The 14,708-nt window shown below is 32.0% G+C and carries 9 protein-coding genes and 1 pseudogene; 5 read left to right on the top strand and 5 right to left on the bottom strand.

The window, feature by feature from the left end; translation table 11 throughout:
- Positions 1–473 precede the first annotated feature (473 nt).
- A complete protein-coding gene (locus ACLHDF_RS23560; protein WP_413921019.1) occupies positions 474–974 on the top strand; it encodes a hypothetical protein in 501 nt (166 codons plus the stop codon).
- Between the two features lie 1,235 nt (positions 975–2,209).
- On the opposite strand, the gene ACLHDF_RS23565 is transcribed toward ACLHDF_RS23560, so the two are convergent.
- The gene (locus ACLHDF_RS23565) at positions 2,210–3,154 is read right to left on the bottom strand and encodes a beta-propeller fold lactonase family protein (RefSeq protein WP_413921020.1); all 945 of its coding nucleotides are present in this window, start codon (positions 3,152–3,154) and stop codon (positions 2,210–2,212) included.
- 1,478 nt (positions 3,155–4,632) lie between these two features.
- On the opposite strand from ACLHDF_RS23565, the gene ACLHDF_RS23570 reads away from it, so the two are divergent.
- From ACLHDF_RS23570 to ACLHDF_RS23580, 3 genes are all read left to right on the top strand, one after another.
- Positions 4,633–5,196 (top strand): class I SAM-dependent methyltransferase, encoded by a 564-nt coding sequence (locus ACLHDF_RS23570; protein ID WP_413921021.1) that lies wholly within the window; start codon positions 4,633–4,635, stop codon positions 5,194–5,196.
- 543 nt (positions 5,197–5,739) lie between these two features.
- Complete coding sequence (locus ACLHDF_RS23575; RefSeq protein WP_413921022.1) at positions 5,740–7,083, top strand: FAD-binding oxidoreductase; 1,344 nt, start codon at positions 5,740–5,742, stop codon at positions 7,081–7,083.
- Positions 7,084–7,980: 897 nt separating this feature from the next.
- On the top strand, positions 7,981–8,229 hold the full coding sequence (locus tag ACLHDF_RS23580) for a hypothetical protein (RefSeq protein ID WP_413921023.1): 249 nt from the start codon (positions 7,981–7,983) through the stop codon (positions 8,227–8,229).
- A gap of 497 nt (positions 8,230–8,726) precedes the next feature.
- Here the strand turns inward: ACLHDF_RS23580 and ACLHDF_RS23585 are convergent.
- Together ACLHDF_RS23585 and ACLHDF_RS23590 are read right to left on the bottom strand one after the other, a co-directional pair.
- Positions 8,727–8,840: pseudogene (locus tag ACLHDF_RS23585) on the bottom strand (YvrJ family protein); the annotation flags it as partial.
- A gap of 311 nt (positions 8,841–9,151) precedes the next feature.
- On the bottom strand, positions 9,152–9,760 hold the full coding sequence (locus ACLHDF_RS23590; RefSeq protein ID WP_413921024.1) for a hypothetical protein: 609 nt from the start codon (positions 9,758–9,760) through the stop codon (positions 9,152–9,154).
- 765 nt (positions 9,761–10,525) lie between these two features.
- On the opposite strand from ACLHDF_RS23590, the gene ACLHDF_RS23595 reads away from it, so the two are divergent.
- Entirely contained in the window at positions 10,526–10,777 is a 252-nt protein-coding gene (locus ACLHDF_RS23595; protein WP_413921025.1) for a hypothetical protein, read from the top strand.
- Between the two features lie 995 nt (positions 10,778–11,772).
- On the opposite strand, the gene ACLHDF_RS23600 is transcribed toward ACLHDF_RS23595, so the two are convergent.
- Together ACLHDF_RS23600 and ACLHDF_RS23605 are read right to left on the bottom strand one after the other, a co-directional pair.
- A complete protein-coding gene (locus ACLHDF_RS23600; protein WP_413921026.1) occupies positions 11,773–13,149 on the bottom strand; it encodes a glycosyltransferase in 1,377 nt (458 codons plus the stop codon).
- A 412-nt stretch (positions 13,150–13,561) separates the two neighbouring features.
- Positions 13,562–14,293 (bottom strand): hypothetical protein, encoded by a 732-nt coding sequence (locus tag ACLHDF_RS23605; RefSeq protein ID WP_413921027.1) that lies wholly within the window; start codon positions 14,291–14,293, stop codon positions 13,562–13,564.
- Positions 14,294–14,708 lie beyond the last annotated feature (415 nt).

The raw sequence follows: 14,708 nt of genomic DNA on the forward strand, positions 1-14,708 counted from the left end.
AATCAGTGGCTTTTTCCTTTCATTGAAATGTAATTGTCAAATAATGCTCAGAAACGCCTTTGGAGGTTTTTCTAACTTCAAAACGAACACTTTCATTCCTTGTACATATTTTAAAGGTATAAACATATAGGAGTGAAAACGCATGCTTTTTCGTAGATGGTGGCGCTGGCAATGGTTACGGTGGTGGAGATCATGGTTGCGAAGATGAGGACAGTGATGTTAATAAACGAAAAGGGGGCTATAGTAATTCTAGCCGGAAATATTGTTTATTCATATAATAATGTAATACAAAGAAAGAAATAAATCCTTAGTAAACAAAGATCTATTCCTATATGGAAAAAGCTATTAAAAATAATTTCAACAGCTTCTCTCTTAATAAGAAAATTATGTAAGGTATTCTAGACAGGCATACAAGCAAAATTAATATATTTTTAATATAGCTATAGTATGAGTTAAATAAAGGGGGGAGTTTTTTGTCTTTATGTCGAAAAAAACACTGTTATTGTTGCTCCAATTGTACTTCGAACTCTTGTTATTGCACAACACCAAGACCTCCAGGGTCAAGTGTATTACCCACTTTTGGTTCTTTACGTAAAGAATCTGGACAAGTTATAGACGTTGATGGAACAAAAGTTGATTATGACTTCGTAGGTCCTTATGCTAATCTAACGTTAAATATAAGTAATGATACAATAACAATTAATGAATCGGGGGTTTACGAAATTTCTATGTGTTTAACTCTTGGAATTAATCCAACGGATCTTGCTAGGGGGTTTCTTTTTGTTAATGATGTTCCACTAAATTTTTCTGCGGTAAGTTTAACTGTAACGAGTAGTACACAAGCTTTAGCCACTGTAAGTAAAACTATTCAATTAGATCTTTTAGCTAATGATGTAATTGATGTTCGCATTCATAAAGTTGGTGATTCAGTTATTGTGGGTAGTTCTTCTCTTACTATAAATCGGATTGGTTAATAAAAATTTCAAATATTTAAATTAAGCATATTATATCCACAATAATGTATTTAAAAAATCAGCAATTAAATTGTGATATCAAGAGCTAGTTTGATAATTAGTTCTTTTTTAGATAGACGAATCCTAATGGATCTTATTTATACGTTTGCTTTTATACTAAAAAACATATAAATAATTGTTAAATATTTGCCTATTTTTTATAAATTTTTGTTAGTTGGCTGATACTAAGAGCCTCTTTTTTACTCTATACTTTTAGTATTAGCTGATTTTATTGCAACATATCCAATGTCCTTACCCATTAACGAGGGATATATTGTATGGAATGAGCTCGTGTTCTGTAGACACGGTGGGGATGGTAATCATGGCTGTGGTTGTAGACACTATAGAGAAAATGAGCATGATTCCAGTTGTAGAAAGTAATCCAAAATATTTCTTGTTAACTAAATTTATATATAATAACTAAGAAAGCCACTGAATCCGTTCATTTGCTCATTTTTATTTTTGAACGAAAATCCTGAAGGGGTTTTCAATTCATTAGGAAATCCAAAGGGTTTTAAATCATTATTTTAGGAAGGAGGGTAATATGTGTAGCATAACCTAGCTAGTACCGAATACGGAAATTCCCTCCCTGAGAAGTAGTTTTTATTTGCTCTTTTACCACTTCTGCTGACAATGATTATGTAAATTAGAAGCGAATAGAAGGTGGATTACCATACAAGGAAAATAGCTGGACTTAAATTAGCTTTTTCTATCTCCATTCATTTTCATCTCTATGATTCAAGTCTTGTACGGTCATTATTGTAAATGGGGAAATCATGTTTATTTAACCCTTTTATATGGATACAAGAAAGACACTGGCACTATATTGACCAATGTCTTTTTAGGATAAAAGATTCTTCGTCATGGTATGTTTAATATTGTTTTTTGATTATTTCTGATAAAGTTTATTATGTCAATTAATTTTCAATGAATATAGAATATTTCAGGAGAACAGCGATGCAAAGCAAGTAATAAATCATAGAAAGCAGGAAATTCTTAATTTAAATATTGCACTTCTCGCGTATATTCTTTATTGGCTTCATCACTTGATAGAGCGTATTTGCTTTCTCTTGCATATCTATGTTGATCCTGAATGGCACAAATCTGTTTGTTAGAATACGTGCACCATTTGTGGCTAATACATTATATGAAATAAATGTTCTTTCTCCATTAACTTCATTGCATACAACTTTTAATTAATATAAAGATCTCACAATTAATATTCCAATAGGAAAAGATTCACTTTTAATATCAATGGTGGAAATCACTGTATTCGTAGATGTATTAATAACCGATACATTGTCACTGAACTCATTTGTAACATAAACATGGGTTCCATCTGGCTTAATAGCTATTCCAGATGGAGCATCTCCAACGGAAACAGTAGCTGTTACCGTGTTTGTAGCTGTATTAATAACCGATATATTATTACTACCCACGTTTGTAACATAAGCATACGTCCCGTCTGGTGTAATGACTACTCCAGATGGTTTATAACCAACAAAAATAGTAGAAATCACTGCATTCGTAGCTGTATTAATAACCGATACATTGTCACTGAACTTATTTGTAACATAAGCATGGGTCCCGTCTGGTGTAATAGCTATTCCAGATGGTTTATAACCAACAGAAATAGTAGAAATTACTGTATTCGTATTTGTATTAATGACCGTTACATCATCACTACCCGAATTTGTAACATAAGTGTATTTCCCATCTGGTGTAATAGCCACCTCATTAGGGGTGGTGCCGGCAGAAACTGTGGCGATTACTGTATTGGTAGCAATATCAATTACCGAAATCGTGTCATTACCCTCATTTGTAACATAAACACAGGTTCCATCTGGTGTAATGGCAAGTCCAGATGGATCGCCTCCAGTGAAAATAGTAGCAGTTACTTTATTAGCGACAGTATCAATCACTGATATTGTAGGATTCCTATAATTTGTAACGTAAATTTGCATTCGATCTGGTGTAATAGCCAGTTTGTATGGGATACCTCTAACTAATATGTTATAAATCATTATATTAGTTTTTGTGTCGATTATTGAAATGGTATTATTTCCAGGATTTGAAATATAAGCAAGAACACTATAAAGAATGGGAGGTGGTGTTATCAATTGAACTCCCCCTTTTTTCATTAATAAATAAATTTATGAAAATCTAAGATTCTATATATACTAGTTTTCTATTTATCATTAGAACCGGCTCTTGTCTTCAATTACTATAATTTTATTTATACTTTGCTAAATAATAAGAATAAACTGGAGATAGATTAAGATCCGATTGGCTGCTATTCTTTAATCAAACTTCTTTAGCTTTCACTGTTAAGAGAAGAGAATAACAGGAGCATATAAAGGATCATCAACCTGTATTTGAGTTTCAAATATTAAACTCGCTTCCCATAAGACATAATGTCTTATGGAAAAAAATGATGTATCTAAAATCATATGTCATATACAACCAATAAACTTTTATACATAAGAAAATAGGGATAAATTTACATTTATTTATGTCCAAATTGTCGTGAAAACCTTTTATATTATAAATTAAAGTTAATTATGAAATAGTCCATATATTATTATTTTCTTTGATATTTCGAGATTGACTTTTACTGTTTTAAGTTCATATACTCATTCAAAATCTTTTTGTTTTTCGAAATCATCTATCGCTTTGTTAATGTTAATAAGGGCCTTGTTAACATTACCTAATACTTCATGTGAATTTTCGTTATCGAGATGTATGATGGTTATTCCCTCCCCTTTTTGCGTCCTTATTATATAAAATGATCAATTAATTAAAAGTGATTGGACAACTTAGAAAGATAATTATTTTCATGTAATAAATTTACTAAATTAAGTCTAGAGGAATATTATTACTTTCATGAAACGAGCAGTGGGTTTCCTTTTTTATGCCTCCCATAGAACCCATTATGATAACTAAAAATGAATAAGCTATACAGCCTAAAATGAAAAACTACTGCTCCTGAACAGTGGTTATTTCTGTTTAGACGCAGGTTTATACAGAGTAATAATGTGAACCATCTCGAGTACTTTGCTCCAATAATAGAAAATATTCAATTTAGGCAAGTTACCTAATTGAGAATGAAAACATATGGTGTATTAGGAATAGTTTACTTAGGTGATGGAATCATTAACTTTTAACCTTCATATTTTTGCATCATTCTGATCTTTATAAATCAAAAAGTCTCTAGAACAAACATTTCTAAGGGCTTTTTTTTGATAATTACGATTATACCAATAGAAAAACTACCTTATGGAAGGATTAAGGTAGCTTTTTCTTGAACGGACAGACATGCAAATCCTCTGTTAGAAAATTAGGAGGATACTGAAATAGAATTGCTTAATTTATAATATGTAAAGTAGTGAGAAGGGTGTGGACGAGTGCTGATTTTATATAAGATGTCCATTTCCTGAAGAATCCATTATGTAGTGTTAGAATAAAAGATTTTGATTTTATCAATTAATTTAATTTTATTACTCTTAAGTGAGATTCTATTAAACGGAGACTGGCTCCTGTTGTAACTTCCACAAGAGAAACATTTATAAAGAAAAATAGACAATTCTTAAGAAGACGCTCAAAAAAGGAGGAAATATCAATGAAGGAAAAACTTCATCTGGGTTGTGGGAAAACTATTCTAAAAGAGTGGATAAATCTAGATATCATGAAAAGACAAGGAGTGGACATTGTAGCTGACTTAGAAATGTGTTCAGAAATTCCTCTTCCTTTTGAAGACAATAGCATAGATAAATTTTATGCAAGTCATCTAATTGAACATATCCACTTTACACTCCCTCTAATGCAGGAACTTCACAGAATAGCAAAAAATGATTCAAAAGCAGTTTTTCGCCTTCAATATGGATTAAGTGATGATGAATATGTGGTGAGACCATACTTTATAGATTCTTTTGCTTGTTTTTCACAACCCTATTATTGGAGAGCCGATTATGGATACAAGGGTGATTGGAAAACGGAAAAAATCTCTTTATTTGTTAGTCAAGCAGTATATAAGAAAAAATCATTTCACGAAATATACGAGGACGTGATGAGAAAGCAAAATGTTGTAAGTGAAATGGTTGTAGAATTACGGGCTATTAAACCTATAAGAGCAACGAAAAAAGAATTACAAACACGTCCTTTTATTGAATTTTTAATGGTGTAAAAGTGATAGATTTCTCTCTGTTCATTAAAAAGTAACTTTAAGTTGATTCTAATTGGGGTCACTCTATAATGAGGTAGCTTTTTATCAGGTTTCACACGTATAACAAGTAACGAAAAGATAACTCCGAATTAATGAGATCATATTTTCACCATAAAGACTATATTTTACCTTAGCTGCATATGTATAAAAAGTACGCTTTTTATACATCTTATTTTCATTCACTTGTAGAGAGATCATTTTTATATCAAGGATGTGTAGAAAGCTGCATATTGGAGAAAAAGTGACACGCAGAGAACCTTTGGTATACCAAGGTTCTCTTTTTCGTAGAGTTCCGTGTTAACTAAGTTTGTATATCATATATAGTCTAAAACAGAAAAAACTATGTTTCTATTGATAACCCTAATTAACCCGAGAAGTTTGCTCCAAACATTGGCTTTTATTAATATATCTCTCATTATTATCAAGTTAGATTGCATATTTTATTATTTATATTAAATAAAATTTATAATTACATTTTTAACATTAAAATTAGGAGTTGAGTAGATGGGATCAACACAGTTAACAGGAGTAGTAATCTTCAAAGGGGACCCTGGTTATGAAGAAGCCATTAAGAATTGGAATCCTTATGTGGATGTCTGTCCTCTTGTCTTTGTTTTCGCACAGAATTCTCAAGATGTAAGCAACGCTATTAAATGGGCTCGTGAGAATGAAGTGCCCATGCGCGTCAGAAGTGGGCGCCATGCTCTAGATAGGAACCTTTCAGTAGTAAAAGGTGGCGTTGTTATTGATGTGAGTGAAATGCAAAAAGTTTCCTTAGATAGGAAAAATGCGATTGCAACGGTTCAAACAGGAATTCACGTCGGCCCACTTGTAAAAGGATTAGCTCGAGAAGGTTTTATGGCCCCGTTTGGAGATAGCCCAACCGTTGGAATTGGAGGAATTACGATGGGTGGTGGGTTTGGAGTACTGTCACGATCGATTGGTCTTGTAAGCGATAACCTTATCGGATTGAAAATGGTAGATGCGAAAGGCAAAATTATTCAAGCAGATCAATCTAATAATGAGGATTTACTATGGGCCTCTAAAGGTGGCGGTGGTGGTAATTTTGGATATAATACAGAATACACATTTAAAGTTCATCAGGCCCCTAAGACAGCAACTGTCTTCAATATTATCTGGCCATGGGAACAACTAGAAACTGTATTTAGAGCTTGGCAACAATGGGCGCCATATGTAGACGAACGGTTAGGATGTTTACTTGAAATTTACAGCAAAGTAAATGGTTTGTGCCATGCAGAAGGAATTTTCTTAGGTACAGAAACTGAGCTGAGTAGATTATTAAAACCTCTATTAGATGTTGGAACCCCAAAAGAAACAATTATAGAAACGTTAGCCTATCCAGACGCTATAGATTTCTTAGACCCTGACGAACCAATCCCTGGTAGATCTGATCAGAGTGTTAAATTCTCTTCGTCATGGGTACTTGATCCTTGGCCAGAAGAACCTATTTCAATCATGAAACAATTTCTGGAAGAGGCCACTGGGACGGAAACCAATTTCTTTTTTATAAATTGGGGCGGTGCTCTAAGCAGAGTAGCTAGCAACGAAACAGCCTTCTTTTGGCGCAGTCCACTGTTTTATACGGAATGGAATGCTAGTTGGGAAAATAAATCACAAAAAGATTCGAATATTGCATCAGTTGAAAGAATACGTCAACAATTGAAACCATATGTAACAGGTTCATATGTGAATGTTCCAGATCAAAACATCAAAAAATACGGAAAAGCATATTATGGCTCAAACTATGAAAGACTACGAAAAATAAAGGCGAAATATGATCCTGAAAATGTATTTCGTTTTCCACAAAGCATACGACCTAAATTTTAGGTTTATCTTTTGTAATTATCAGTTTCTACTTGCTAAGGTAAAATATGAAAAAACTAGAAATTAGTAATATCTATTGCTAAAGAATAAATTTAATTGGACTAATATTGAATATATGAAGAACAATGTTATAAAATCCTGCCCTCGGCTCAGTGAAGTATCAACTGCAATAATAAAGAAGATAGAAAAAAATAATGAGTTAGATATAGAGCTATTTGAATATATAAAATTTAATTTTAATAGGCAATTGAGAGATCTTTAAAAATAAATTCACATATATTTATTTGGATATGCAGGAATAAAAAACAGAAAAACTCCCTATTTTCGTAGGGAGTTTTTCTGCTACAAGAATTATCACATAGGTTGATGCATTGCTGCATCTTGAGTAATTTGCTCTAGAGATCTAATTTTATTTATTAAAATTAGATTATTGTCTAATACAATATTGTCTAATACAATATTATTTATAAAGCTTACATAATTAATGTATTACCACCTTTTCATTTTACTTAGCTATCTTCTTTTTTAAGAACATGGCTTTTTTATCTTCCAGAATGGATATTATACCCTTTAAAGTAAAATTATAAGTAACGTTGCAAATTAAATACGTTGTCTGAAAGGAAGAGCGTATAGGATTAGAGAAGGAAATCGTCGTCTTACTTGTAATATTCTAGAAGAGCTACATAAGGAGTTACGTTTTTTAGCCCATGAAAACAACACAAGCATTATGAAATAATTGAAAACGGTTTCGTAAAAAGTGTAAAGAAAAGTAAACAAAGAAAGGGTACTTCCTCTGGATAGGAAGCACTCCATGTAGAACTCGTAAGGACTTCTATTATAACATGGGTTGCCCTCAAAAAACAGGAGGGTCTTAGCATAGATCAAAGTGAAAAATCTTTAATGAGGATTGAACATATTTTACGTGTAGCGTCTGATTTAATTGATGAAGTTGCTCGCCTAAAAAGTGTAGAAGAAGAATGTAAAATTCTTAAAGAGAGAGTATTTCTTAATCAATTTACGTTTGCTGAACAGCAAGTTTTTGAGCTTGCCTTAGATAGATATTCAGAACGAGAAATGCAGTTGATTCTGTCTAAAGAAGAAACCACGATTAAATTATCTAAAAATATAATAGTTAGGGTCTTTATTTGAATGTTTTATGAATAAAAAGATGAATTAAACATATAAAGTAAAAGTAGAAGTAGGAGTAAATCAAATTATTATAAATATTATTATTGTTGTTTACCCCTGAGAATATGGAGAGGAAGTTGAAGAATTGATTAGTGTAACCATTAATTTAATGAAAGTTATTTTGCATAGTACTATGAGAAAAAACTTGGTTTTTATGGATTATTACTTTAATTCAAGAGACATTTTGTTATCTAGTTCTAAGAAGCCATAAATTATTTTGCTTATCTTGAAGGTTTTAATTATTATCAATACAGATCATGACATGAACTAACAATACAGCCCCTCTACAGCTAAAAAATAGAAAAAACTACTGGTGTCGCCTAATCAGTAGTTTTTTCTATTATACAAAATCATCTAATAGGAGCGGCCTCTTATAGTGTCTGAAGTAACTTGCTCAAACTATTGGATAATATACATGATGAAGAATTAATTTGAAGGCGAGCTGGTAAATCAACTATCTATTGCTTGTCTTGTTCTCTTTCAATATTAGAAGCTATCCTATTAATAGCTTCTGTCAAATGGTTTATTTTCTTTTCAAAACGTAGTAGAAGATAAAAAGCCACTACAATAGGAAAGCCTAAATTTCAAATAAGGTTAAGCCATTGGTATATTTTAATTATCTCCCTTTTGATACCGTTATCTTATATAATATACATTCCAATCAAAAAAGTTTGTGTATGTCCAGATACCAAAAATTCGCTAAAACCAAAGATTTCTAAGGCTTTTATTTCTGATAACAACGAATATATTAACTGATGACGTACTAATATAATATTTTACAAAGTAAATATTATAGCATTCTGGGATCTTGTAAATGATTTTAATATTCCCATTGACTTTAATACCATTATCTAATGGAATTTTCAAATGAATAATAATCTGTTCACCATGTTATTGTTGCATTTTGAAATATTCTACTCATTCTAGCTTTTTGCAGTTGTAAGGGATCAATAGTTGGGGTAATGTTAGGAAGTATAGGAGCCATGAGATTACCTACAAGGTTACTGTGAGCTGTATCACTATTTCCCGTTACAGGGTTAATAAAAGGACCCGTAGGATCTATAGCATTAAATTTAAATATATTATTAAAAGGTTGTTTATCAAGTTCAGTCAATAAAACATGTCCTGCTTCATGTGCGAATGTAAAAGGAGCATTTAAAGCTCTATTGCTCAATGCAATAGAGCCAAAGAGTGTAAATTCAGGTATACCATCTTTGATTCTAAAATCCTCAATTATGACTCCTCCTGCACCTATAGGGCTAGTACTACCTGAAGAAACTGCAAAATCATTCCCACTCGTATAAACAACATATATCCCAATTGGATTGCCAATCTTATGTTTAACTTTCTTAATTAACTTTTTAACCGGACCCTCCATTGCTGCTTGAAAACCTGAATTGGTCACATCTATTATTGTTTTCACTTCAAATATAGGTTGTGGGATAAAATTTATATTACACATTCCTCCACCATTCCATATCTGATTTGCCAAATTGATGTCTCGATTAAATCTTTTTTGCCTTCCATTAAAATCACTAGGTTTAGAGCCTGCGGTAAAGATACCATAAACATTAACTTGAAGGTTATTTTGGTATTGTTGATCGAGTCCAATTTTTAATATTTGACTAGACCTGGAAACAGTATTTTTTTTTTAGACTTTCTATTATTCAATTGATGCACTTCCTTTTATATCGTTAGTATAAGTTATGAAACCATGGCTAATTTGCTTGTATACTTATCCACTAATAGTGATAAAATAAAAATTTTCAAAGCTAAAATCCAGTGATATAACCTATACAATAAAAAAACTCCTGAATTCTAATCAGTAATTTTTTCAATCATGATAGATAGAAGTTGAATTTACTATGTTTTTCGAAACTTCATATACACATTCAACAAAGAGCGCCCATTACTTATTAGTGCATAAGATGATCTTAAATACGTTTACAATAAGAACATCTACATTAACTAAAGGAGGTTAGGTTAAAAAGGCAATAGTCAAAATCGCTGTGACACACCCTAAATAAATGTTGTCATTCCAATCATGGTTTTCTAATATTTAGGTAAATGATAAAAGATAAATTAGTAAGTCTGTTTATAGGAGCCTTACCTTACGATGAATAATAAAGTTGTTAAACACTTAAAAATCGATAATTTAGTTTACTAGTACAAATAGGCTTTTATGAGCCCCTTACCGTTAATTAAGATGAGTGATTATAAAATATGATATTCTCTGGTTTAAAAGGGAGATGAAAAAATGGGAGACAAAACAAAAGATGTACTTTCTATTGAAATTAAAACAACAGACGGAAGAAATTACACAATTAAAGATGAACAATCTATATATGACGTAGAGGAGCAATTAATTGGTAACGAGAAGTTACATTTAGGTAGGTTTCTTTCAGTTGTACCTGACAATCCATCCTTAGATAAACAGAGGAAATTTGAGCACATGTATTTTAATATCGACCAGATTCTAAGTATTAAATACATAAAAAAGTTTGATTGAAAGAGGTGAAGGCCTCTTTTTTTGTAGTTTTTAACCTTAAAATTAACTTATGATTTCTGTACCATCATCATATCCGCAATTGAGCAAAGACTGGATCGGATCGCTCACATGATTCATAATACAACTTTTCTATCTCAGCTAGCTTGATCTTTCCTTCTTTCATCTTGTGAAACAAAATGTTGAAATGCGAAAGGATCAATTCCCATTGCTTTGGACATTTATTTTTAATGTTGTTAGCCCTACCTACCGTTTCCCTAATAGGTTTCTAATCCTGGAATATGGCCTTGCTTACCAATTAAAAAAACCAACAGGCTTTTTCTCATGTGTTTTCCTCGCTGTTTCTGAATTAACGATCCCGTTATAACCATCCTGAGAGTAAGAGTGTTTGTTGTATTACTTATTAATAATGATTAAGCTTTCATTCACTGCTGTACTTGTGGTCTCTCTTTTTATCCTGTACTCCTTATGTAACATAATTATAAATTATACCTTTCATACTATTTTTCACAGGTGATAACACATGTATAAAAGGTACGTGTTTTATTTATCAATTCCAATCTCACCTACTGAAGGAACATTGAATTTTCAATGATATATTAAAACGTACATACTCTGGAAAAAGAATCCTTGGTGGACGCCTACTGCCCCAAGAGTTCTTTTGGGTGGGATTCTGAAACTAACTTTGTATATCGTATACACTCTAAACTGAAGAAAAACTCCCTTAGACAGTAGGGAGTTTTTCTTTTAACTAATGAGACTCTAGATGTAGTTCATTTTATTGATTGGACAATTCACTTAAAGTGGGTTAATGAATAGAGTTTATTTACTAGTTAATATAATCTTACCTTAATTCCTTTGAAAAGACGTCTTCCTCGCATCAAAAGCCTCTTCAGTTAATCATCGAAGAAGTATTCAATGCCGGTAAAATTCAGTATGGTAACTAGAATTTTCTGTTATATCATTTGTTTTTAATTTTAATCCTGTCTTTATAAAGACTACAAGTAATATATTTGTTCGAAAGAACTTGCAAGATAATCAAATCCCCGAGGACGTAATGTTTCAAATTGTTGATGGATTTTAAGTCTTTCCTCTGATCCTTCAGGAAGTTTGTAAAGTTCAGTAACAGGCTGTTCGTTATTTAAACATTCAATAATTCTAAAAAGCATTACCCGAAAAGCTTTTTTTAGTTCATTATAGTCATTTGGAAAACGTTCATCCAATGCATTATATTCAACTAATGTTTGGTGCATATGCATAAATGACAGTTCTTTCCATTCGAGAGATAAGATAAGAACGTCTATATTTGGATGTTTTTTAACGAAACGATAATGATTACCCCATTGTTCTTTAAGTTTTTTCTTAGATATTGGATGCTCTTGATGATAAGCAACTGTAGAGGGATCTAAAACAAATTGCGCTCCGTTTTTATATAAACGATATCCAATTTCCCAATCTTCTGCCCCATAACCGACAAAGGTTTCATCGAAATATCCAGATTTGTTTAATTCTTCTTTCCTTACTGATACATTTCCACTTAAAAATGCGATATAAGGAAGTGTAAACCCCGTAAGCCTATCCCCGAAATGTTTTAACCCACTATTAAGAAAATATCGATTAGAAAATGATAAACTTTGAAAACGTTCTGTATCAATATCTTCTATTGTTACAAGTGGATAAGGTTTCTTTGATTTATGTCTAGTGCGTTCGTAACTTTCGTATATTTCCATATACTTAGGATCTTTTCTCACTAGGTCTTTTAGGTGTGCCAATTGGTCTTCATTATAATCTGGCATAATAAAAGTATAGACTCCTTCATAATGCATGGCTCCCGTAACTACAAGATTCGTTTCTTGCAGATGATGTTTATAATGGTTTTGAATAAAATGAGGAGTCACTAACATTTCCCCATCCAAAAAGATTAAGACATCTCCTTCAGAATGCTTAATTCCTATATTGCGTACAAAGGAACGTCCTTTATTTTTTTTCATACGTATATACTTAAATTTGAATGGGACGTCAATTTCTCTTAAAATATCACGAGTTTTATCAGAAGAAGCATCATCTACTAAGATAACCTCATAATCAGAGTAGGGAAACGTTTGTTTTGAGAGGCCGTAAAGGGAAAGGGAGATTTGATTACATTTATTATAGGTAGGCATAATTATACTAACTTTAATTGGATGGTTGTGATTATTTTTTATACTCATCTTATATAAGTTGTTGTCCAAATTATGGACTTGATTAATTTCGTTTTTGGTTTCTCTTAATTTATTTTGATTATTTTCTCCCTTTTTTCTATAATACTTTCCCTTTTTATAATATTTTCCATTGTGAGGGTTGTAATAATGACCATAAAAATCTATTTTAATCATCCTTTCCTTTTTTTTATAATATTCAAATGGTGGCAAAATGCCTGTACAATACGAAAAATGAGTTATGAATGCTGTAGAATTGAGTAAAGAATAAAGTATTATTAATGAAATAATAATACTTTCATGAATCTTCTCTAAAAAAATTATTGTTCCAGATCAAAATGTTACAAAATTCAAATCTATCTTTTGTATTTAACAATTTCTATGTACCTAGGAAAAAGGTACTCTGAAATAAGAATTAACAATATCTATTATCCGAAGGAGCTACCACTATAAGTAAGCCCTTCAATTCAATACTGAAGGGCTTGCCTATAGTGGTATATATCCAGTGATTACCGATAAGCTTCATTTATTTAGCCAATCCTATAGAAACTAATTTTGTATATGACCTACACTTTTAGTTTCTTCATCATTAGCTAAAAAATTTATAGAAAGCACTATCGGGTAGAAAGAGGTTTTTAAGCTCATAATCTCGCATGACACACATCGAACACTCCGTAATAAAATAACTAGTTGTATTAGGGTCATAAAATCCTGCCCGATGTAACCAAGCATGCATAATAGATCCTGCATTTATGCCAATATTGCTTACCTTAGATAGATCAACAATAAATGACAAAGGAACTTTTGTTCGACTTAAAGCTGTTAAAGCCAAAGTAAGGGAGTCATTAACAAGGGAACCAGCAAAAATTTTCGCTTTGGGAGCAAGACGCAAACCGTTGTCACGTATAAGCCGGGTGAATTGATCCATAGCTACATTCGTAGCCACTAACCCATTGGGGATACGTGGTCCAATATACCAAGCAGGTTGTAAACTCCGTATTGCATACACATTATTACAAGCAGCTAAATCAGAAATACCGTTATTAGCTCCACCATTCCATTTTTGACTTAGATGATGGAACCAATTAAATAGTACAAGTGAAATGGCATCTTTAATATCTTGTTCTTGTGTTAGAGTGAATTGATTATCAAGGTCAAAATAAATAAAGGCGGGTAAATTGGTAACTCCCGGAGGTGTAGGGACAGGTATGGCTATTTCTCTGAATGCGGCGGGGTACCGTGGCGGAACGAAATTTGTTTTTAAAACATCCTGTAGAATAAGTTCCATACTGATGAGGATCGGTTGAATATTAATTGGCAAAGTGATGTTCTCCTTTCATAAAAGATATTTTTACTAGTAGAATATTCACTTGAATGAAAAAAGTTTGGACATGTGCAAATAGATGAAAAACCATTAAAATTAAGGGTTCCAATGGCTGGATAATAATGATTATTTTAACTAGATAATTTTCCATATTGTATACGTTCAAAGTAGAAAAAACCACTGAACTTCTAGGCTGCGCCCTTAGAGTAGGTGATGGAAAAATCATAGTTGGGCAACCTTGAATGGAAAGGAGGATCAAGCTTTCTTTAGATAATAGGGGCGTGCATAAAAAAAGAATACACTGATCAGGAACGTTACATCAAAAGACTAGAAATGGAGAATACTTTTTTAAGAATTTTCATGAAACCCTAATGAGGGAGGGAAAAGGTAAGGTTTTACATAGTAGAAGTAT

This window comes from Priestia megaterium (genome assembly GCF_046599315.1).
Lineage (GTDB): Bacteria > Bacillota > Bacilli > Bacillales > Bacillaceae_H > Priestia > Priestia megaterium_F.